The sequence below is a fragment of the Catenuloplanes niger genome (assembly GCF_031458255.1).
Classification (GTDB): domain Bacteria; phylum Actinomycetota; class Actinomycetes; order Mycobacteriales; family Micromonosporaceae; genus Catenuloplanes; species Catenuloplanes niger.
Genome location: NZ_JAVDYC010000001.1, coordinates 9,112,701 through 9,134,732, shown reverse-complemented (window position 1 = coordinate 9,134,732; position 22,032 = coordinate 9,112,701). Strand labels below are relative to the sequence as shown.

Genomic DNA, 22,032 nt, shown 5'->3' with positions numbered 1-22,032 from the left:
TGTCCTTTCAATAGATGGGCATCGATTCCTTGGCATCGCCACCACGAGCCCGGCCCGTCTCCGTGCTGTCCCGGAAAGTCACCAGCCCAGAGGACGAGACATGACGCGAGATGCGAACGAGCCGGCGCACGGCGGGCAGCAGCGACTGAGCCGGAGAACCGTGCTGACGACGATGGGGGCCGTGCCGGTCCTGACCGTCGCGGCGTCGATCGCGGGCGCCGGCGAGGCGGCGGCCGCGACGGCGAACATCAATCCGGCGGCGCCGCGGCAGACGATCCGCGGCTTCGGCGCGATGGCCCACGCGGCCTGGATCGGCGACCTGACCGCGGCACAGCGGGACACCGCCTTCGGCGCCGGCGAGGGCCGGCTGGGCTTCTCCCTGCTGCGGATCCCGGTCGGGGAGAACCGGGCGGACTGGAGCCGCGACCTGGCGACGGCCAAGCGCGCGGTGGAGCTCGGCGCGACCGTCTTCGCGTCGCCGTGGAACCCGCCGGCGTCCATGGTCGAGACGTTCAACCGCAACGGCCAGACCAACGCGAGGCGGCTCCGGTACAGCTCGTACGGCGCCTACGCCACCCACCTCAACGACTTCGCCACATATATGCGCGACAACGGCGTGAACCTGTACGCCATCTCGGTGCAGAACGAGCCCGACTACGCGGCCGAGTGGACCTGGTGGACCGCCGCCGAGCTGGTCCGCTTCCTGCGGGAGAACGCCGGCGCGATCGGCACCCGGGTCATCGCACCCGAGTCCTTCCAGTACATCAAGTCGCTGTCCGACCCGATCCTCAACGACGCGGCGGCGCTCGCCAACACGGACATCATCGGCGCGCACCTGTACGGCACGTCGTACGCGAACTTCCCGTACCCACTCTTCACCCAGAAGGGCGCGGGCAAGGAGCTGTGGATGACCGAGGTCTACTACCCGAACAGCAACGCCAACTCGGGCGATGCCTGGCCCGAGGCACTGGACGTGGGCGAGCACATGCACCGCGCGATGGTCGACGCGGGGTTCCAGGCCTACGTCTGGTGGTACCTGCGGCGCAGCTACGGCCCCATGCGCGAGGACGGCCGGATCAGCAAGCGCGGTGCGATGATGGCGCACTTCGCCCGGTTCGTCCGCCCCGGCTACACCCGGGTCGACGCGACGGCGAACCCGGCGTCGAACGTCTACGTCTCGGCGTACCGCGGCGGGAACACCGTCGTGATCGTCGCCGTCAACAAGAACACCTCGCCGGTGAGCCAGCAGTTCACCCTGGCCAACACCGCCGCGTCCGGCTCGGTGGCGAACTGGCTGACCGACGCGAGCCGGACCGTCGCGCCCCAGACGGCGCTCGCCATGGCCAACGGCTCCCTCACCGCCACGCTCCCGGCCCGCAGCGTGACGACCTTCGTGACCAGCATCAGCGGTGGCACCACGACACCCACCCCCACCCTCACCGCCACCCCCACCGGCAGCGTGGGTACGGGTCCGCGCGTCACCTACACGATGAGCACCTGGAACAACGGTTTCACCGCCGCCATCAGCATCACCAACACCGGCACCTCGACGATCAACGGCTGGACGCTGGGCTTCACGCTGCCCACGGGCCAGTCCATCACCTCGGGGTGGAACGCCAGCTACTCGCCGGCCAGCGGCCAGGTGAGCGCCGTCAACGCCGGCCACAACGCCACGCTCGCCCCCGGCGCCACGGTGGACATCGGCTTCCAGGCCACCCACACCGGCAACACCGCCGAGCCGGCCGCGTTCACGCTCAACGGCATCGCCTGCACGGTGGCCTGACCGCGACCGCGCACCGGATTCTCATCGGTTGAATGAGCACGGCAGAATCGGCATCCGAAAGGTGTTACGCACAGCCGTTGTCGTCGGTCGCACCATTCGGACGGACCGGGGTTACGGGCCGCTCCGGCGCGCGGAACCGTACCCCTTGAGGATGCCGAAACACTCTGGCAACATAGCCAAACATAAATACGTAGCGCGGTGACCCCTCCGGCAGACATTCGCATGTAGCACATGCCGCCCGGAGATGTGAGCGCTCACATGAACATCATTCTTCATCCGAGGAGCGGCATGTGACTGGCATCGAACCCGTGGTCCACCGACCACTGCGGCGCGCGGCGTCCGCGCTGATCACCGCATTCACCCTACTCATCGCCGCGGCCGGCATCGCCGTCGTCTCGGCCCCGGCGGCGCACGCCGCCACGATCGACACCAACGCCTGGTACGTGCTGGTCAACCGCAACAGCGGCAAGGCGCTCGACGTCTACAACCTGTCCACGGCGGACGGCGCGCGGATCACCCAGTGGGCCCGCAACGACGGCAACCAGCAGCAGTGGCAGTTCGCCGACTCCGGCGGCGGCTACTACCGGATCAAGTCCCGGCTGTCCGGCAAGGTGCTCGACGTCTACAACCTGTCCACCGCGGACGGCGCCTCGATCGTGCAGTGGTCGGACGGCAACGGCCTCAACCAGCAGTTCAGCGTGGCGGACTCCAGCGACGGGCACGTGCGGCTGATCAACCGCAACAGCGGCAAGGCGCTCGAGGTGCAGAACTCCTCCACGGCGGACGGCGGCAACATCGTCCAGTACACCGACTACAACGGCGCCAACCAGCAGTGGCAGCTGGTCCCGGTCGGCGGCGGCTCCACCCCTCCGGCGGGTGGCACGTTCACCAACCCGGTCGTCTGGCAGGACTTCGCGGACGGCGACATCATCCGGGTCGGCGACGCCTACTACTACTCCGCCTCCACGATGCACTACTCCCCGGGCGCGCCCGTGCTGCGCTCCTACGACCTGGTCAACTGGGAGTACGCGGGACACTCGGTGCCCCGCCTCGACTTCGACTCCGGCGCCTACGACCTGTCCGGTGGCCGCGCCTACGTCAAGGGCATCTGGGCGTCGGCGTTCAACTACCGGCCGGCCAACAGCACCTACTACTGGCTGGGGTGCACCGAGTTCAACCGCACCTACGTCTACACCTCCGCGTCGGCCGGCAGCGGCTGGTCGAAGAAGGCCCGGATCAACAAGTGCTACTACGACGCCGGCCTGCTGTTCGACAACGACACCCCGTACGTCGCGTACGGCAACGGCACGATCAGCGTCGCGCAGCTCAACTCCGACCTGACCGCGGAGGTCCGGTCGCAGACGGTCTACCAGACGCCGTCGAACATCGGCACGCTCGAGGGTGCGCGGATGTACAAGCGCGGCAACTACTACTACATCTGGCTCACCCGGCCGGCCAACGGCCAGTACGTGCTGCGCTCCACCAGCCCGTGGGGGCCGTACGAGCAGCGGCAGGTGCTGCTCGACCTGCCAGGGCCGATCGCCGGCGGCGGCGTACCGCATCAGGGTGGGCTCGTGCAGACGCAGAACGGCGACTGGTGGTACATGGCGTTCACCGACGCCTACCCCGGCGGCCGCATGCCGACGCTCGCGCCGATCACCTGGAACGGCGACTGGCCGGTGCTGACCACCGTCAACGGCCGCTGGGGCGCCACCTACCCGAGACCGGCCATCGCCACGACCCGGACCGTGGCGCCGATGACCGGCACGGACACCTTCACCACCGGCCCGCTCGGCCCGCAGTACGAATGGAACCACAACCCGGACACCGGCCGGTACAGCGTCGGCAACGGGCTTCGCCTGCAGACCGCGACCGTCACGAACGACCTCTACAACGCCCGGAACACGCTCACCCGGCGCATCCAGGGACCGTCGTCCACCGCCACGATCGAGCTGGACTACGGCGGCATGGCCAACGGTGACCGTGCCGGGCTGGCCATGCTGCGCGACTCCTCCGCCTGGATCGGCGTCCGCAAGGACAACGGCGCCACCCGGGTCTCGATGACCAGCGGCCTGACCATGTCCACCAACGGCTGGACCACCACCGGCACCGGCACCGAACAGGCCGGCGCCACGATCACCGGCGGGCGGATCTGGCTGCGGGTCACGGCCGACATCCGGCCCGGCGCGGGCCGCACGGCCACGTTCTCGTACAGCACGAACGGCACCACCTTCACCACGCTCGGGCCCGCGTTCACGCTCAACAACAACTGGCAGTTCTTCATGGGCTACCGGTTCGGCGTGTTCAACTACGCCACCAGCGCGCTCGGCGGCGCGGTCACCGTCAACCGGTTCCAGGTCAGCGCCCCGTAGCCGGCCGAGGACGGCCGGGCACCCGCGTGCGGCGGGTGCCCGGCCGTCGCGGTGGACGCTCACTTCAGGCAGACGGTGCCGCGCAGGTTCCCGGCGGAGTGGCCGTTGAGGAAGCCGCCGACGAACCCGCGCGCCCGGCAGAACTCGTACCCGGCGACGGCGGCGTGCGCCCACCCGGCGCGCCGGACGTCGCCGACCGGTGCGCCGGTGTCGAGCAGCTGGCCGGTGGTGGCGTCGAACCACTGCGCGTCCGCCGCGCTCAGGCAGATCGCCCCGCGGACGTTGGCTCGCTGGTGCCCGTTGAGGAAACCGCCGACGAACCCGCGCGCCCGGCAGAACTGGTTCGCGGCGACGGCGGCGTGGGACCAGGGCACGCCGTTGACGTCCGCCACCGGCGTGCCGGCGTCGAGCAGCTGGCCGGTGGTGACGTCGAACCACTGTGACGTACCGCCGCCGACGCACGTGATGCCCTTGACGTTGGCGCGCTGGTGCCCGTTGAGGCGCCCGCCGAGGTAGCCGCGCGCACCGCACCACTCGTGGGCGGCACGGCCGGCGTGCGCCCAGCCCACGGCCCGGACGTCGGACACCGGCCAGCCGGTGTCCAGCAGTTCACCGTTCGTGGCGTCGTGCCACGTGGTCGCCGCGGCGGCCGGCGTCGCGAGCGTGACGGTCAGGATGGCGGCGGCGAGAACGCCGGCGGCCGACGCGAGTTTCATGATCCCCCGTTCCGGCCGTCCATGCCGCGGGCGGGCCGGAGGACCGTGAGTTCAGGATCGCTCTCCCGCGGGGGCCTGTCCCGGTATTGCCGAATTGTCACGCCGACGACGCACCGTCACGGCCCCGGGTCGGGTGTGGGAGCCGTGGCGCCCCACTTCAGCTGGACGGTCAGGTGGCCCTCGACCGTGGTCTTGGCGATGACGGCGCCGGCCTCCGCGTTCAGCCGCACGCCGAAGGTGATGGTGACCTCGTCGGGGTTCAGCCGGCCGTCGCGGAACACCTCGAGCGCGTTCGCGGCCGCGTCGCGCACCTCGGCCAGCGCGTCCTCGAAGCGGTGCCCGACGTCGGTGATCGCGCCGGCCCCGCGGCCCGCGGGGCGTACCCCCGGCTCGGTCTCGGAGGCCTCCACCACCACGTGGCCGTCGGCGGTGGAGAAACGCAGCAGCTGGGTCATCCGGTCCTCTCAGTCGGTGCAGGTGAGGCGCAGCCGGTCGGCGGCTACGGCGTCGGTGGCGGACAGCGTGTCGAGTTCGCGCAGCAGCGGGCCGGAGTCCCGGTCCGGGTCCGCGACCTGCTCCAGGACCGCCTGGTGGAACGCGCTGGACAGCGCCGCGGGCATGGCGTCGGACGCGTCGAGGCAGAGCCGGCCGCCGTCGCGCAGTTCGGTGGCGACGGCGCGGCCGACCATGTCGTACCGGTCGTGCGCGGGGTCGACGTCCGGTCCGAAGATCGCGCCGTTGCTCTCCGCGACCCACGTGTCGCGCGCCTCCGACCCGTGCAGGTGGCGCAGCAGCGCCGCGGCCGCGGGGTGGTCGGTGAGCAGCGCGGCGAAGTCGGCACTGACCTCGCTGGCGTCCTCGGTGGGGCCGGCCCCGGCCGCCGGCGTCGGGAAGAACGCGTAGTCGGCTCCGGGTTCGGCGGTGCCGTCGCCGACCGGGAACCGGTCGTAGGTGCCGGCGATGAACGATCCCTGATGGAACAGCCCGCACTCACCGCGCATCAGCGCGTCGCCGGCGTCACCGAAGCTGGTGAGCAGCGCCTGGCGGGGCTGGGCGGCCGCCACCGGCCGGCTGCGCAGCAGGTCGGCCCAGGCGTTCCAGGCCGCGGCCACCTCACCGGTCGCCCACGGCAGTTCGCCGGACACCCAGCGCTGGTACGCGTCCGGCCCGGCCCGGTGCAGCAGCAGGTCCTCCACCCAGTCGGTGCCGGGCCAGCCGGGGGCGGACGGCGCGCTCATCCCGAGGCAGAGCGGCGCCCGCCCGGTCCCGGCCAGCGTGCCGGTGAGCGCGAGCAGGTCGGGCCAGGTCCGCGGGACGTCCTGCCCGGCGAGGTCGGCCGGCCGGTACCAGAACGCGCTCTTCAGGTCGGTCTTGAGCATCACCGCGTACGCCTCGGTGCCGCCGTCCGTGGGACGGTGCCAGAGCGCCAGGTTGTCGATCGCCAGCCCACCGGACGGCAGCGTGGGCGCGGTCGTGCCGTCGGGGGTGCCGAGCGGTTCGGAGATGCCCTCACGCGCGTAGTAGGCCAGGTCGCCCACGTTCGGCATGATGACGATGTCCGGCGGCGTGCCGTTCTGCACGGCCGAGCGCAGTGCCTGCCCGATCGCCCGGGTGCCCTCGTAGTTGATGGTGACGTCGTGGTCCTCCTCGTACCGGTCCAGGACGCGCCGGAACGGGTCCCGTTCGTCGTCCTGCCCCGGCGGGCCGTTGTCCAGCCACGGCCCGAGCACCACGATGGCGCGGTCGGTCTCCCGCGGCGCGGCACAGCCGGCCGGCACGGCCGACACACCGACGAGCAGTGCCGCGAGGGTACGGGTGAGCGGATGTCTTCTCATCGTGGCCGATACCTGTATTCCTCGATCCGGTGGCGCATCCCCGACATGATCAGCAAAATCGTGAGCGCGCCGAGCAACAGGATGAGCGCGATGCTGCCGGTCCGCTCCGCCTCGTGCGTGGCCGTCTCCACCCGGCTCGCGGCGGCGGTGAGCGACTCGGCGTCCGGCGCGTCCGCCGCCACCGCCGCCGGGCAGCCGCTCACCTGCGGCTCACCGGCCGCGAGCGCGGTGCTGAACTCCGTGATCGCGGTGCAGCCGGCGCCCTGCGTCGCGTCGTCGGTGGTGTGCCGGCCGGCGACCAGCGTGGCGAGCTCCCGGTGCGCGTCGTCGATGTCGCCGCCGGCCGGCAGCGACAGGCCGGCGGACACTCCGATCGCGACGGTCAGCGCGGTGGCCAGCAGCAGCGGCAGGCTCAGCGTCCGCCGGAACCGGTGGGAGATCAGCACCTGGGTGTACGCCAGCAGCCCGAGCAGCAGCCCGACCGCCAGCACCCAGAACGCGTGCACGGCCACCCACCGCGGGTCCACGCCGCCGGCCGGTTCGCCGGGCCGCATCGGGTCGTCCGCCAGGCGCTCGACCGTGGTCAGGCCCTGCATCCGTTCCCATTCCGCGACCGCGAGCTCGTCGAGCTGGATCAGGATCTCGTCGTGCAGCAGGTTGCCGGCGTACTGCAGGTACGCGACCGCGAGCGGGCTGCGCGCGTCCGCGTGCACGTACGCGTGCGCCTGTTCGATCATTCCCATGTAGGTGACGACGAGGCCCTGCACGAGCTGCACCGCCTCGCCGCCCGAGCTGGTCTCGGCCACGTCGCCGAGCTGCCGGCTGGCGACCGCGATCTCGTTCTGGTACGTCACGCCGGGCCCGGTGATCGCGGCCGCGCCGCTGGCGAAGCTCTGCAGCGCGGCCGTGTGCGCCGCGACCAGCGAGGTGCGGGCGGCCGCCACGCCACGGACCGCCGCACCGGTGCCGTCCCGCATCGCGGCGGCGTCGGTGTGCGCCACGGTCAGCGCGGTGACCGCGGCGACGACCGCGAGCACGGTCACCGCCACCAGGGTCCACAGCAGCCGGGTCAGCCGCCGGAACACCCGGGAGCGCACCGGCACGGGGGCGGTCACGCGGCCACGCCCGGCAGCGGGGTGCCGCAGTCGGCGCAGAACCTGTCCTCCGGCGTGGGCCGGTAGCCGCACGACGGGCAGGTGCGGTCCCCGTCCACGCGGGCCGCCGGTGCCGGGCGCGGCTCGCCGGGCGCCGGGAACTGCACGGACAGGTGCGGCACGGACGCGGGCCGGACCTGGAAGACCTCCAGTGCCAGCAGGTCGTACGCGCGCGGAGGCCGCAGCAGCGCGACCCGGCCGTCGGGCGTGGGCGCGACGATCCGGGCGAGCCGCCGGACCGCCTCGTCGTTGCCGCCGAGCCGCGCGAGCTTGTCGGCCTCGGCCCACGCGGCTTCCGCCTCCTCGTACCGGCCGGCCTGGCACAGCTCGACCAGGTTCTGGATCGCCCGGCCGGTCTCCGCCTGGATCTGGTAGAACCCCAGGCTGGGGTTCACCTCGGAGGAGAGCGCCGGGTCCTCGGTGCGGTGCACGACGATCGGCTCCGGGCTGCCCTGGCGCACGCCGTCCGCCCCGGTGACCACCTCGACCGTGCCGACCCGGAAGTCCTCGCCGAGTTCCCCGGCGTCGCCGATGGTCAGCCGCACCGAGTACTCCCGGATCTCCGCGACGCCCCACGCGCCGAGCGCGGCCTCGACCGTGCGCGCGTCCACCCGGCGCAGGTGCTCGGTGAGGTCCGCGCTGACCGGGAAGACCTGCTTGAGTTCGGCGAGCGAGACACCGGCGGCGGTCCGGATCCGCAGCCGCGCCTGCGGCACCCGCTTGCTGCCGGTGCCGCCGGCCAGCGCGGTGAAGTCCTCGACGAGTTCCCGCTCACCGCGGATCGCCTCGGCGGTGCCGCCCAGCACGGACGCGATCCGGATCAGCTCGGCCGGGCTCCAGTCCACGCCGATCCCGCGCGCGTCGCAGGTGAACGTGCCCTGGCAGGTCGCCAGCACCGCGTCCAGCGCGGCGCGGCTCTCGTGCTCGTTGCGCCCGTCGGTGAGCAGGATCGCGTGCCGGACCGCGGCGTGGTGCGGTGCCAGCAGCGTCCGCGCCGCCGCGAGCCAGGTGCCCATCGCGGTCCCGCCGCCCGGGATGATGTGCCGGATCGCGGCCTTGGCCTCCGCCCGCGTGGCCGCGTCGGCGATCGCGGTGCCACCGCGCGGATAGATCGACCGGGCCTCGTCGTTGCCAGCCACCACCGCGAAACGCATGCCGTCCCGGAGCGCGTCGACCGCGGCGGCGGCCGCGTGCCGGGCCGCGCTCATCTTGGCCGGCGGCTGCTCCATCGAGCCGGAGGAGTCGACCAGGATCACCTCGGCCGCCTCCGGCAGGTCCCCGGTGCCGGCGGCGGCGTGCGACTCGACCGCCAGGACCGCGTACAGGTCGCCGGCCTCGAGCGGGACGAACGTGTTCTGCCCGATGGAGAGCGAGAACAGGGACGGATCACTCACGTGCGGGTCCTCTCATCAGTGCCGCCAGCCGGTGAGCAGCGTGCGGGACCGGACGCGGTTGGCCAGGTCGACGAGCGCGTCCGACTGGTCCGGCCCGCCGGCCTGCCGGGCGAGGTCGCGCAGCGATCGCTCGAGCAGCAGGCGCAGCCCGTCCCGGGTGCAGGGCGAGCCGAGCACGGCCGGTTCCGCCTCGGCCGCGGTGACGCCGATGTCGAGCGCGACCTGCCGGACCAGCGCGGTGAGCCGCTGCCGGGCCTTGCCGTCCGGCTCGCCGTCGTCGAGACGCAGCCGGTCCGGGCGGGTCAGCGTGGCGGCGCGCAGCACGTCGCCGGGTTGCGCGGCCCGGCCCGCGACCGGTTCGACCAGCGCGCGGACCGCCGCGATCCGGGCGGCGTCGCGGTGCAGGGAGATCGCCGGGACCTCGTCCAGGACCGCCACGGCGCCGTCGCGGTCCTGCCGGGCCAGGCGGAGCCGGGCGAGCCCGAACGCGGCGCTGACCATCGACCGGTCCCGCCGCCACACCGCGGTGTAGAGGCGCTCGGCCCGGTCGACCTGCTGCAGCCACTCGGCACAGAGCGCCATCGCGAGCTTCGGCTCCGCCTCGCCGGGCAGCATGTCGCACACGTCGGTGAACTCGCCCAGCGCGGTCTTGACCTGCCGCCCGGCGAGCGCGGCCAGGCCGCGGTACCAGCCGAGCCGCCAGCGGTGGCCGGGCTCGGGCAGCAGGATCGCGGCGCGGTCCAGGCACGCGCGGGCCGCGTCCGGGGCGCCCAGCTCGAGGTGGGCGCGCGCGCCACGCAACAGCAGCTCGACGGAGTCGCCGGCGGGCAGGCCGAGCAGTTCCCGGGGAGCCGGGTCGTCGCCGGTCAGGTAGGGCGCGGCCGGGTCGGCGGGGTCCACCCGCGGCAACGGCAGCCCCGTCATGATCTCTGCCGGCTCCGGTGGCCGTTCCGCGCCGGCCGCCTCGCCGGGCGCGGTCCACCGGGTCAGCGGCGGCACCGATCCCAGGCCCGCGTCGATCAGCCGGGAGGTGGGCGCGAACCGGGCCGACGGCGACCGCGACTCGATGCCCTGCCGCAACCCGTTCAGCTCGTGCACCACGCCGGTGAGCTGCTCGGCGAACTCGGCCGCGTCCGCGAACCGCCGCTCCCGGTCCTCGGCGGTGGCGCGCCGGATCGCCCGCCGGAACGACTCGGCCGCGACCGATATCCCGCCCGGGTCCGCGCGCTCCAGCTCCGGTGACTTGTCGACGCCGGCGCTCAGCAGGTTCTCCAGGGTCTTGCCGAGGCTGAAGACGTCCGACCGTACGGTGGCGCCGTACTTCGCCAGCTCCTCCCTCGGCGGCGCGAACGGGGGCGTGAACGCGCCGCCGCGGCCCGGTGCCTCGGTGACGCCGCCGAGGTCGATCAGCACGATCCGGTCGGTGCCGCGCATGACGTTGTCCGGCTTCAGGTCGCAGTAGACCAGGCCCTGGTCGTGCAGGTACGCCAGGGCGGACAGGATCTGCAGGCCGTAGCCGAGCACGTGCTCCAGCGGCATCGCCACGCAGTCGACGTCGCGCCGGCCGCACCGGGCCCGGGCGCGCAGTGCCGGCACCCGCGCCTGCTGCAGCGAGTCGCCGTCGATGTAGTCCATCACGATGTAGCCGAGGTGCTCGTCCATCTCCGCGTCGTAGTGGGTGACCGCGTTGTAGATCCGGACGATGTTCGGGTGGTCGAGCCGGGTCAGGTACTGCCGCTCCCGGACCGCCATCTCGGCGGCCCGCGCGTCGTTCGTGTTGACCAGGCCCTTGAGCACCACGTACCGGTTGTCGAGGTGCTCGTCGCGGGCCAGGAACACCCAGCCGAAGCCGGAGCGGGCCAGCGGACCCTCGATCCGGTACTGGCCGGCGACCAGATCGCCCGGCTTCAGCCGCGGCTCCAGCGTGAACGGCTTGCCGCACTCCGGGCAGAAGCCCTTGGTCCGGGGCGCGCCGGACCCGGTGGCCGAGTTGAGCCGGCCCTGGCAGCCGGCCCGGCCGCAGCGGCGTACCGCGTCGAAGGCGGTGGACTGCATCATGATCCGGCTGGCCGGGTCGCGGGACGGCATGGTCGGCATCGTGACGATGCCGTTGACCGACCACGGCCGGCCCGCGGTGCCGCAGCCGGGCGCGCCGCAGCCGCCGGCCGGTGCGGACTGCGGTGCCTCCGGGAGCGGTCGGTGGTCGCACTCCACGCAGAAACCGGTCTCGTCGATCTCGCCGGTGCAGCCCGGCCGGTTGCATCTCATCGCCATGGCTACCGTCCGCCCTTGCCCCGGATCGCGGTCGCGTACTCGCGGACCGCCGTCTCCGCCGCGCGCAGATCGCACGGGTTCCGATGAAGCAGTCCGTACGCGACGCGGTGCAGCCGGTCGAGGTCGCGGTCCTCTGCGTGACCGGCCCGGATCGCCCGGTCCCGGTAGGCACCGAGCAGCTGCCGCAACTCGGTCCGCCGCTCGAGCAGCGCGTCGAACGCGGTCACGGACGCGGCCGCCCGGGACAGCGCCGCGGTGATCTCCTCCCGGAAGGAGGAGTGCCGGGTCCGCTGGGCGGCCTGCGCCCGCAGCCGGGTCGCGTCCCGAGCGGGGCGGGGCACGCCCGCGATCCGGCGCGCCGTGTCCAGGTACCGCTCCCACGTCGCCCGCTCCCGTGCCGCCAGCTCGTCCAGGCGCGCGTCCAGCCACGGGTCCGGCGGGACCGACTCGTAACCGCTGGCGGCCTGCTCCGCCGCGTGATGGGCGACCGAACCGCTCCGCCGGAAGATCAGCACGACGCGGATCCGTTCCTCCCGCGACTCGATGAGGTCCCGCAGCTCGTGCACCAGCCGCTCCGGCTCGTGCGCCTCGTCCACCCCGGACACCACGACGGTCATCGGTGGGGCACCGGCCGGGTCGTGCAGGTCCAGCCGGGACACGCCGGCCCGGCGCGCGATCAGCTCGATCAGCTCGTCGGCGCCGAGACCGGCCGCGTCCACGGCCAGGTCGACGCTGCCCGGCGGCACGTCCGGCCCGTCGATCCCGGCCGCCCGCAGCGCCGGTGCCTCGGCCCGGTCCGCGTTGAGCACCACCCGGTGCACGTCGACCGAGGCGGCGGACCCGGTGTCGCCGGCCACGACGACCAGCAGCGCCGGTGCGTCGTCCTCCTCGGCCAGCCAGCGGGCCAGGCGGTCGCCCGCGTCCGCCTGGCCGGGCAGCACGTCCGCGCCGCCGGTCGAGACCGCGATGCTGAGGAAACTGTCGTCGAGCGCGGGCGGGCCCTCGGCGAAACGGCGGATCATCGGCAGATAACCGATGATCGTGTCGACCGGGATCATCCAGGAGATCGCGACGCCCGCATTCGTGAACTCGCTGACCACCATGCCGATCACGCGCCCGGTCGCCGGGTCGACGACGCCGGTGCCGCTGAAACCGCGCTGCACCGGAACGCCTCGCCCGACCGGTTCCAGCTGCACCCACTCGCCGCACGGTCCACCGCGCGCCACCGGCCGCACGGCCGCCCAGACACCCGAGTCGATCGAGGCGGGAAAGCCGTACGCCAGCAGCTCCGCCGCGCCCGGCAGCGGCGCCGAGAGCAGCCTGGCCGTGCCGCGCCGGCGGGGCTCCGCGGCCCGCAGCAGGGCCAGGTCACCGCCGGTGCACTCGTCGCGCGGCACCCAGCCGCGCGGTGCCACGTCGGCCGGCACCCCGAGGTCACCGACCGGCAGATCGGCGAAGGTCACCCGCACCGGTGGCGGCACCCGGCCGGGCACCGGAAATGGATCGACGACATGCGCACAGGTCAATACAAGATCATCGGAGAGCAGAATTCCGGCACCGGCGGTCAGGCCGTCCCCGTCGCAGACACGCACCACCCACGGCGGCAGTGAGAACGCGTCGGCGGGCACGTCGCGACTCTATTCCGCGGGCGCAACCACCGCAGGAACACGCACCTCAGAATGGTGTCGCACTAAAGACATATCGAATAGGACATATACCTTTGCAATATGCCGTACCGGCGCCGTGATCGGCACATCGGAGCCGCGGATCACTCGTCGACGGCCGCGTGCGGCCGGCTCGGCACCGGCGTGGCCGGGGCGCGGCGCAGCGGGCGCCGGCACCACCGGGTGAGGCATCGCCAGGCCCACTCGGCCGGGCCGCACCGGGCGTGCCGCAGCCAGAGCGCGCTCCACCCGGCCTGGAGCAGGATGACGCCGACGACGGCGGGCAGGTCGTCGGCGCTGTCGATGCCGAGCGCCGGGCCGGCGAGCAGGAAGAGCACGGTCGCGCTCAGACAGCGCTCCGGGCCGCTGCCCGAACCGTACCGCGGCCGCCCGCTCGGTCACCGCGCCGGCCCGCGCCCGCCAGACCGACTTGACGGTCCCGCCCGGGCGGGTCACCGCGTCGCGCCATGATCGTCCACATCGGAGCACATCGACACCGGCCGGGCGGCGGCGCCCGGCGCCGTCGTGCCCCGGACCACACTCAAACTCAATCAGTTGACTTAAAGCGGTGGTCTTCGGTTGGCTGGACGTACCGGACCAACGACGCGAAAGGCCGCGAATGTCTGCTGAGCTGGAGTTCGACCCCGACGCCCTGCGCGAGAAGTACCGGCACGAGCGTGACCGCCGGATCCGCCCGGACGGCAGCGCCCAGTACCGCGGCGCCCGCGGCGAGTTCGGCTACTACGCCGCGGACCCGTACACCCCGCGGACCGAGCGCGACCCGGTGCGCGACCGGGTCGAGGCCGTGATCGTCGGCGGCGGGTTCGGCGGCCTGCTGACCGGCGCGGAGCTGCGCCGGGCGGGCCTCGAGGACATCCGGGTGATCGACGAGGCCGGCGACTTCGGCGGCACCTGGTACTGGAACCGCTACCCCGGCATCCACTGCGACGTCGAGTCCTCGGTGTACCTGCCGCTGCTGGAGGAGGTGGGCACCGTGCCGACCTGGCGCTACTCCCCCGGCGACGAGATCCGCCGGCACGCGGTCGCGATCGCGGAGCACTTCGGCCTCTACCGGGACACCATGTTCCACACCCGCGTCACGGAGCTGCGCTGGGACGAGACCGCGGCCGAGTGGCAGGTCCGCACCGACCGCGGCGACGACTTCCGCGCCCGGTACGTCATCGTGTCCAGCGGCACGCTGACCCAGCCGAAGCTGCCCGGCATCCCCGGCATCGAGTCGTTCCGCGGGCACACGTTCCACACCAGCCGCTGGGACTACGCCTACACCGGCGGCGACGCGGACGGCAACCTGCACCGGCTGGCCGGCAAGCGGGTCGGCGTGGTCGGCACCGGCGCCACCGGCATCCAGGTCATCCCGCACCTCGGCCGGGACGCCCAGCACCTCTACGTCTTCCAGCGCACCCCGTCGTCGATCGACGTGCGCGACAACCGGCCGCTCGCCCCGGACTGGACCGCCGGCCTGAAGCCGGGCTGGCAGCGCGAGCGGATGGACAACTTCCTCACCATCATCAGCGGCGGCCGGACCGACGTGGACCTGGTCGGTGACGGGTGGACCGCCACCGGGCACCTGCAGACCACGTACCTCACCGGTGCCCGGGCCGAGATGAGCGACGAGGAGCTGGAGCTGGCCGACTTCGCGAAGATGAACGCGATCCGCGCCCGGGTCGACGAGATCGTCACCGACCCGGCGACCGCGGCGAAACTCAAACCCTGGTACCGCTACATGTGCAAGCGGCCCGGGTTCAGCGACACCTACCTGCCGACGTTCAACCGGCCGAACGTCACGCTGGTCGACACCGCGGACACCGGCGGCATCACCCGGATGACCGAGACCGCGGTGGTGGTCGGCGACGACGAGTACGAGGTCGACTGCGTCATCTTCGCCACCGGCTTCGAGGCCGGGGTCTCCGGTGTCGTCTCCGGGACCATGCCGGTGTACGGCCGCGACGGCGTGCCGCTGCTGCAGACCTGGGCCCGCGGCCCGCGCACGCTGCACGGCTTCTACAGCCACGGCTTCCCGAACCTGTTCCACCTCGGCGCGCTGCAGAACTCGAACTCGGTCAACTTCGTGCACCTGCTGCACCAGCAGGCGGTCCACATCGGCGCCGTGATCGGCGAGGGGCGGCGGCGGGGCACCCGCTGGATCGAGCCGGCCGCGGCGGCGGAGGAAGCCTGGGTGGCCACGATCCGCGAGGTCGCGCCGGACACGCGCGCGTTCCAGGCCGAGTGCACGCCCGGTTACTACAACAACGAGGGCCGGCCCCGGCCGGTGAACAACTCCTACGGCCCCGGCCCGGTCGCGTTCCACGACCTGCTGCGCCGCTGGCGTGCCGAGGGCGGCTACGACGACGTGCTGGTCGGCGCGTGAGCCGCCGGCTGAACCGGCCCACGCCGCTGCGCGGGTCGAACGGCGCCGCGTTCGGCCCGGACGGCCGGCTCTACGTGGCGCAGTTCCTCGCCGGGCAGATCAGCGCCGTCGACCTGGCCACCGGCGACGTCGAGGTGATCGTGCCGCCCGGTGGCCCGGTCGAGGCGCCGGACGATCTCGCCTTCGCACCGGACGGTGCGATGCACGTCGTGGACCTGGTGCCCGGCCGGGTCTGGCGGCGCGCCACCGACGGCACGTTCAGCCTGGTCACCGACCGGGTGCGGCTGCCCAACGGGATAGCGTTCGCCGGTGACCGGCTGTTCGTCAACGAGATGATCCGGGACGGCCGGCTGCTGGAGCTGCGCGCCGGCGCCGAACCGGTCGTGCTGACCGGCGGGCTGGCGATGGGCAACGCCATGCAGACCGGCCCGGACGGCCGGCTGTACTACCCGCACATGATCACCGGCGAGGTGTACCGGATCGACCCGGACGGCGGCGAGCCGGAGTTGGTCGCGGCCGACGTGCACGAGCCGGTCGCGGTCCGCTTCGACCGGGCCGGCACGCTGCTGGTGCTGTCCCGCGGCGCGGCCGGCGTCGTCACCCGGATCGACCCGGACAGCGGCGCGCGGTCGCTGATCACCAGCGGCGTCGTCGGGCTGGACAACGCCGCGGTCGACGACGACAACCGCGTCTTCGTCACCAGCTTCGCCAGCGGCGGCGTCACCGAGCTGCACCCGGACGGACGCACCCGCGAGGTCGTACCGCACGGGCTCACCGGCCCGTGGGGGATAACGATCGACCTGGGCGGCACCGTGCACGCCGCCGACCACTACCGGCTGGCCCGCGCCCAGGAGCCGGACACGGACGTGGCCACCACGGAGCTGCTGCACTTCGCGCACGCCGTCGCCGCCGACGGTGACCTGCTGCACCTGACCTCACAGTACGGGCAGGTCAACACCTATGACCGACGATCCCGCACGGTACGGGCGAGAGCCGGCGGCCTGGACCAGCCGCTCGGGATAGCGGTCGCGGCGGACGGCGCGCTCGTCGTGGCCGAGTCCGGCGCGGGCCGGGTGCTCGCCATCGCCGCCGACGACACCGTGACCGTGCTCGCGGACGGGCTGGGCCGGCCGGCCGGCGTCGCGGTGCACGACGGCCACTGCTACGTCACCGACGAGGAGCGCGGCACGGTCGTCCGGCTCGCCGACGGCGTACCGCTGCCGCTGCTCGAGGGTTTGGACGCCCCGCAGGGCATCGCGGTCAGCGCCGGCCGGGTGTTCGTCGCCGAGACCGGGCGGCGGCGGCTCGTCTCGGCCGACGCGCGCACCGGCGGGGACCTGACCGCCACGGCGCTGCCCGCGGCCGCACCGCCGCACCGGCACCGGCCCGCACTGGTCGCGCACGGCCTGCCCGGTGTGCCGCGGCCGTTCGCCGGGCTCGCCGCGGCCACGGACGGCTCGCTGCATCTCGCGGCCGACGGCGAGGGCGCGATCCTGCGCCTGTCCGCGACCGGGGAACCGGCATGAGCACCGACCGGCGGCGGCTCCACCGGGCGCTCGGCGCGCTGCTGCTCGCGCTGTTCGTCTCCACGCTGAGCAGCACCGTCGTGGCCACCGCACTGCCGAGGATGCTGCTCGAGCTGGACGGCACGCCCACCCAGTACACCTGGGTGGTCACCGCGACGCTGCTGGCCGCGACCGCCGCCACCCCGATCTGGGGCAAACTCGCCGACCTGTACGCCAAGAAGTCGCTGCTCCAGGCCGCCGCCGCGGTCTTCGTCGCCGGGTCGCTCGCGGCCGGGCTCGCCCAGGACGCCGGTCAGCTCATCGCGGCCCGCGCGGTGCAGGGCGTCGGCGTCGGCGGGCTGCAGGCGCTGGTCCAGATCGCGATCGGCGCGATGATCCCACCCCGCGAACGCGGCCGGTACGCCGGGTACCAGAGCAGTGTCACCGCGCTGTCCACGATCGGCGGGCCGCTGGCCGGCGGGCTGATCGTGGACACCGGCTGGCTCGGCTGGCGCTGGTGCTTCCTCATCGGCGTGCCGTTCGCCGTCCTCGCGATGGTGTTGCTGCACCTGACCGTGCGGCTGCCGGTGGTGCGCCGGGCGGGCGTCCGCATCGACTACGCGGGCGCGACCCTGATCACCGCCGGGGTCAGCGCGCTGCTGATCTGGGTCTCGTTCGTCGGCGACGCGTTCGGCTGGCTGTCCTGGCCGACCGCGGCCCTGGCCGGTGGCGCGCTGGTGCTGCTCGGCCTGGCCGCATGGGTGGAGACCCGGGCCGCCGAACCGATCGTGCCGCCGCGCGTGCTGCGGCGGCGCGACACCGCGCTGGCCATCCTCGGCAGCCTCGCCGCCGGCACCGCGATGTTCGGCGCCGCGGTGTTCCTCACCCAGTACTTCCAGGTCGGTCGCGGGTACTCGCCGACCGAGGCCGGGCTGCTGACCATCCCGATGATGGCCGGCATCCTGGTCTCGTCCGTCGTCGGCGGCAACCTGGTCAGCCGTACCGGCCGGATCAAGCCGTTCCTGGTCACCGGCGCGATCGGGCTGGCCGCCGGGTTCGCGATGCTGGGCCTGGTCGACCGGGGCACGTCGCCGGTCCTGATCGGGGTCGCCATGGTGCTGGTCGGCGCCGGCGTCGGCCTGACGCTGCAGAACTTCGTGCTGGTCGTGCAGAACGCCGTCCCGCTGTCCGACATCGGCGCCGCCAGCGCCACCGTGTCGTTCTTCCGGTCGCTGGGCGGCACCGTCGGCGTCACCGTGCTCGGCGCGGTCCTGGCCCGGCAGGTCGCCGCGGACACCGCGGCCGGGGTGCCGGCGCCGGACGCCTACGGCGACGCCACCGGGCGCGTGTTCGCGATCTCGGCCGGTGTCGCGCTGCTCGGCGTGGTCGCGGCCGTGCTGCTCCGGCCCGTGTCGCTGCGGACCAGCCTGGACCTGCCGGACCCGCTCGCGACGGCCACGGTGGCCGCGGACGCAGCCGACGGCGCCCCACCGACCGGCACGACGGCCGGGAGCCGGACCGCGTCCGCGGGTGACGGCCCGTCCGGCACGACGGCCGGCAGCGGAGCCGCGCCCCCGGGTGACGGCCCGACCGGCACGACGGCCGGAAGCCGGACCGCGTCCGCGGATGACGGTCTCACCGGCACGACCGCCGGCAGCCGTGCCGCGCCCGCGGACGCGGCGGACCGCTGAGCGTCCACCACGCCCCGCGCGGCGGGTCCGGCGGTCCATCAGGACCGCCGGACCCGTGCCGGTGCGGTGGGCTGCCCCGGGAGGTCAGTAGACGAACCGGGACACCGACATGCGCAGGTCGTTGGACATCCGGGACAGCTCCGCGGCGGAGCGCTGCGCGTCCGCGACCGACTCGGCCGTGGTCCGCGCGTTCTCCGCGACGCTGTCGATGCTGGCGCTGATCTGGCCGGTCGCGCTCGCCGCCTCGGCCACGTTGCGGTTCATCTCGGCCGTGGTCGCGGACTGCTCCTCGACCGCGGACGCGATCGTGGTGGTGTAGTCGTTGATCCGGCTGATCACCTCCGCGATCTCCCGGATCGCGGTCACCGCCTGACCGCTGTCGTTCTGGATCGCCTCGACCCGGCGGGAGATGTCCTCGGTGGCCCGCGCGGTCTCCTGCGCCAGGTCCTTGACCTCGGTCGCGACGACCGCGAAGCCCTTGCCGGCCTCGCCGGCCCGTGCGGCCTCGATGGTGGCGTTGAGCGCCAGCAGGTTGGTCTGCTCCGCGATCGACGTGATCACCTTGATCACGTCACCGATCTGCCGGGACGACTCGCCCAGCGTGGCGATCGTCTGGTTCGTCGACTCCGCGACCGCGACCGCCTGCCCGGCCACCTCCGCGGCCGCGCCCGCGCTCTGCGCGATCTCGCCGATCGCGGCGCCCATCTCCTCGGAGCCGGCCGCGACCGTGGTCACGCCCTGCGAGACCTCCTCCGACGCGGCCGACACCAGGCGGGCCTGGCTGGAGGCCTCGTCGGCGTTCCGGGCGATCCGGTTCGCGATCGTCGAGGTCTCCTCCGCGGCGGCCGCGAGCCCCTGGGCCGCGTCGCCGACCGAGCCGATGACCTCGCGCAACTGGGTCTGGGCCCGGGTGAGCATGCGCGCCATCCGGCCGACCTCGTCGGTGGCGGGCACGTCCGCGACGACCGTGAGGTCCCCGCGTTCCATCGCGGCCAGCGACGCCTCCACCCGGGCCAGCGGCCGGACGATGAGCCGGGCGACGTAGAGCGCCAGCGCGATCGCGATCAGCAGGCCGACGACCAGCACGATGACGACCAGTCGCTGTGCCGCGTTCGCCACCGCCGTGTTGCTGTCCGCCTGCGCCTTCGCCCGCTCGGCCTGGGCGGCGTTCTCCGCGTCCATCGCGTCCGCGGCGGCCGAGATGACCGGCAGGAGGGTGGCGCGGTACTGGGTGGCGAAGCCGGCCGTGTCGCCGCGGTCGGCCAGCGGCATCAGCGTGTTCTGGGAGATGTCCAGGAACGTCGCGAAGTTGTCGGTGAACGCCTTCATCTGCGCCGGGTCGGCCGCGTGCGGCAGGTACTTCGCGACGCCGTCGGTGACCCGCGACTCCCGTTCCGCGATCTCCTCCTTCAGGTCGGCGCGGGTCGCCGTGGAGGCGACGCCGTACTCCAGCACCCGCCCGCGCATGCCCTGGAACGGCTGGTAGATCGCGGCCAGCTGGACCAGCGGGTCGACGCTGTCCGTGTACAGCGACCGGCTCTCCCGGTCCAGCACCTGCAACCGGCTGTAGCCGGTGTAGGCGATGGCCATGGCCGCGATCGCCATCGCCACCACGATCGACAGGATCTTCGTGTTGACCGGCAGGTTCGCGAACCAGTTCCGCGAGCGCGGTGCGGTGGTGCCGACCGACATGACGGGTCCCTTCGGTGAGTACGTACTACCGAGGCCCCATCGGACGCGACACCGCCCACCTGAGCGTTTCCGTGCCGGAACCGGCGTCGTCCGCGGTGCCGGCCGGCTGCGGCAGGCGCCACGGCACGCGGGGTGGCCGCCGGTGCGGGATGCGTGGCCTCGCCGGCCGGTCGCGGCGCCGCGGGTCCGCCGCCCGGTACCACTGCCGGCAGAACTCGACGATGAGCACCAGGTCGACGAGGTCCCCGCCGTAGTACATCAGCTGCGCACCGGCGCGGGCGTCACCGGCGAGCACGCCGGCCGGCGGGTGGCCGTAGAGGTGCTTGGCGAGGATCGCGTGCGCGGCCAGGAACGCGATCAGCGCGGCCGCCCGGACCCGGGGCCCGGGCCGGTGCGGCGCCGGGTCGACGCCGATGATCGCGGCGGTGAACAGGTAGCCCGCGACGACGACGTGGGCGTGCACCGCGACGTGCACCCACGGGTGTTCACCCATCGCCCGGTAGAGGCCGGTGGTGTAGAGCACCCACAGGCCGCCGCCGTTGAGCAGCGCGGCGGTGACCGGATGCGTGAGCGTGCGCAGCGGACGGCCGGCCAGCAGGTGCGACAGGGCCCGGGCGCGGGCGGGCGGCAGCGCCCGCAGGGCCAGCGTCACCGGCGCGGCGAGCACCAGCAGCATCGGGGTGATCATGCCCAGCAGCAGGTGCCCGGCCATGTGCGCGGTGAAGTCGTGGTGCGCGGCGCCGGCCGGCGGGCCGAGCAGCGCGGCGGCCGCGGCGACGTGCCCGGCGGCCCAGCAGGCGGTCCGCCCGGTCGGCCACCAGCCGCCGCGGCGGCGCACGGCCACCACGCCGAGCAGGTAGAGCAGCGCGGTGGCCGCCAGCACCACCGAGAAGAACCAGGCCGGTACGGGACCGGGGTGCGCGGGCGGCACGGCGTCAGGCGGGCCGGCGGCGGGCGCGCACGAGCAGCACCGCACCGGCGAGGACGAGCAGGGCGGCGATGACGTTCCACGTCCAGTCGTAGGCGGTGAGGTCGACGTCGTAGCGGATCTGGTGCAGTCGCATGACCTTGTGCTGCAGCGTGCCGTCGTAGAGCTGGAACCCGCCGGCACCGATCAGCAGGCCGCCCCACCAGCGCGGTGGGCTGACCGCGGCACGCCGGCGCAGGTCGGCGAAGAGGAACAGGCCCGCGACGGTGGCGAACCAGCTGAAGGCGTGGAACAGCCCGTCGGAGACCAGCCCGATCGCCGGCGTGGATTTGTCGTAGAAGTGGTGCCAGTGCAGCACCTGGTGAAATATCGCCTCGTCGACGAATGCGGCGACGCCGAGGCCGAGCAGCGCCCCGGAGAGCACGTTGCGGCCGCCGGACACGGTCGGCCGGGCGGTGGCGGTGCGGGCGGTGGCGGGCACGGGAAGACCTCCTCCTGCGGGCGGAGGAGTCGGTATGCCCCTCTCCCCTGTGGATAAACGAGTGCGGTGTGCCCGGGAACCGAATCGGCGCGCGGTACGACTACCCCGGCGGAGACCAGCACGTGACGCCGGTCTTCGCCGACGCTCCGGTGGT

Annotated in this window: 16 protein-coding genes; 5 read left to right on the top strand and 11 right to left on the bottom strand. The window is 73.4% G+C overall.

What is annotated here, in order from left to right; all coding sequences use genetic code 11:
- Positions 1-100: 100 nt before the first annotated feature.
- Entirely contained in the window at positions 101-1,783 is a 1,683-nt protein-coding gene (gene xynC / locus J2S44_RS40090; RefSeq protein WP_310428412.1) for a glucuronoarabinoxylan endo-1,4-beta-xylanase XynC, read from the top strand.
- A 344-nt stretch (positions 1,784-2,127) separates the two neighbouring features.
- The gene (locus J2S44_RS40085; protein WP_374728052.1) at positions 2,128-4,155 is read left to right on the top strand and encodes an RICIN domain-containing protein; all 2,028 of its coding nucleotides are present in this window, start codon (positions 2,128-2,130) and stop codon (positions 4,153-4,155) included.
- A 59-nt stretch (positions 4,156-4,214) separates the two neighbouring features.
- On the opposite strand, the gene J2S44_RS40080 is transcribed toward J2S44_RS40085, so the two are convergent.
- The 8 genes from J2S44_RS40080 to J2S44_RS40045 all read right to left on the bottom strand — a co-directional run bounded on the left by J2S44_RS40080 (position 4,215) and on the right by J2S44_RS40045 (position 13,530).
- Positions 4,215-4,871, bottom strand: a complete 657-nt coding sequence (locus J2S44_RS40080; protein WP_310428410.1) for a hypothetical protein — start codon at positions 4,869-4,871, stop codon at positions 4,215-4,217.
- Positions 4,872-4,987: 116 nt separating this feature from the next.
- Positions 4,988-5,326: a CU044_2847 family protein gene (locus J2S44_RS40075; RefSeq protein WP_310428408.1), complete on the bottom strand. Its 339-nt coding sequence runs from the start codon at positions 5,324-5,326 to the stop codon at positions 4,988-4,990.
- Between the two features lie 9 nt (positions 5,327-5,335).
- On the bottom strand, positions 5,336-6,706 hold the full coding sequence (locus J2S44_RS40070; RefSeq protein ID WP_310428406.1) for an ABC transporter substrate-binding protein: 1,371 nt from the start codon (positions 6,704-6,706) through the stop codon (positions 5,336-5,338).
- Complete coding sequence (locus J2S44_RS40065; RefSeq protein WP_310428404.1) at positions 6,703-7,821, bottom strand: GlnX family signal transduction membrane protein; 1,119 nt, start codon at positions 7,819-7,821, stop codon at positions 6,703-6,705. Before J2S44_RS40065 ends, J2S44_RS40070 begins: the two co-directional genes overlap by 4 nt.
- Positions 7,818-9,254: a vWA domain-containing protein gene (locus tag J2S44_RS40060; RefSeq protein WP_310428402.1), complete on the bottom strand. Its 1,437-nt coding sequence runs from the start codon at positions 9,252-9,254 to the stop codon at positions 7,818-7,820. The genes J2S44_RS40065 and J2S44_RS40060 overlap by 4 nt, the downstream gene beginning before the upstream one ends.
- Positions 9,255-9,269: 15 nt before the next feature.
- A complete protein-coding gene (locus J2S44_RS40055; protein ID WP_310428400.1) occupies positions 9,270-11,528 on the bottom strand; it encodes a serine/threonine-protein kinase in 2,259 nt (752 codons plus the stop codon).
- Between the two features lie 2 nt (positions 11,529-11,530).
- The gene (locus J2S44_RS40050; RefSeq protein WP_310428398.1) at positions 11,531-13,156 is read right to left on the bottom strand and encodes a S1 family peptidase; all 1,626 of its coding nucleotides are present in this window, start codon (positions 13,154-13,156) and stop codon (positions 11,531-11,533) included.
- A gap of 140 nt (positions 13,157-13,296) precedes the next feature.
- On the bottom strand, positions 13,297-13,530 hold the full coding sequence (locus tag J2S44_RS40045) for a DUF418 domain-containing protein (RefSeq protein ID WP_310428396.1): 234 nt from the start codon (positions 13,528-13,530) through the stop codon (positions 13,297-13,299).
- 281 nt (positions 13,531-13,811) lie between these two features.
- On the opposite strand from J2S44_RS40045, the gene J2S44_RS40040 reads away from it, so the two are divergent.
- Genes J2S44_RS40040 through J2S44_RS40030 form a run of 3 tightly spaced genes read left to right on the top strand, consistent with a single transcriptional unit; the run spans position 13,812 to position 18,777 of the window.
- Positions 13,812-15,581 (top strand): flavin-containing monooxygenase, encoded by a 1,770-nt coding sequence (locus tag J2S44_RS40040; protein ID WP_310428394.1) that lies wholly within the window; start codon positions 13,812-13,814, stop codon positions 15,579-15,581.
- Positions 15,578-17,107, top strand: a complete 1,530-nt coding sequence (locus J2S44_RS40035) for a hypothetical protein (RefSeq protein WP_310428392.1) — start codon at positions 15,578-15,580, stop codon at positions 17,105-17,107. Before J2S44_RS40040 ends, J2S44_RS40035 begins: the two co-directional genes overlap by 4 nt.
- Entirely contained in the window at positions 17,104-18,777 is a 1,674-nt protein-coding gene (locus J2S44_RS40030) for an MFS transporter (RefSeq protein WP_310428390.1), read from the top strand. The genes J2S44_RS40035 and J2S44_RS40030 overlap by 4 nt, the downstream gene beginning before the upstream one ends.
- Positions 18,778-18,861: 84 nt before the next feature.
- Here J2S44_RS40030 and J2S44_RS40025 read toward each other — a convergent pair whose 3' ends face one another.
- From J2S44_RS40025 to J2S44_RS40015, 3 genes are read right to left on the bottom strand one after another with little or no spacing between them, the layout of a single operon-like run.
- Entirely contained in the window at positions 18,862-20,469 is a 1,608-nt protein-coding gene (locus tag J2S44_RS40025) for a methyl-accepting chemotaxis protein (RefSeq protein ID WP_310428389.1), read from the bottom strand.
- Positions 20,470-20,494: 25 nt separating this feature from the next.
- Positions 20,495-21,400 (bottom strand): cytochrome c oxidase assembly protein, encoded by a 906-nt coding sequence (locus J2S44_RS40020; RefSeq protein ID WP_310428387.1) that lies wholly within the window; start codon positions 21,398-21,400, stop codon positions 20,495-20,497.
- Positions 21,401-21,404: 4 nt separating this feature from the next.
- Positions 21,405-21,878, bottom strand: a complete 474-nt coding sequence (locus J2S44_RS40015; RefSeq protein WP_310428385.1) for a DUF2243 domain-containing protein — start codon at positions 21,876-21,878, stop codon at positions 21,405-21,407.
- Between the last annotated feature and the right edge of the window lie 154 nt (positions 21,879-22,032).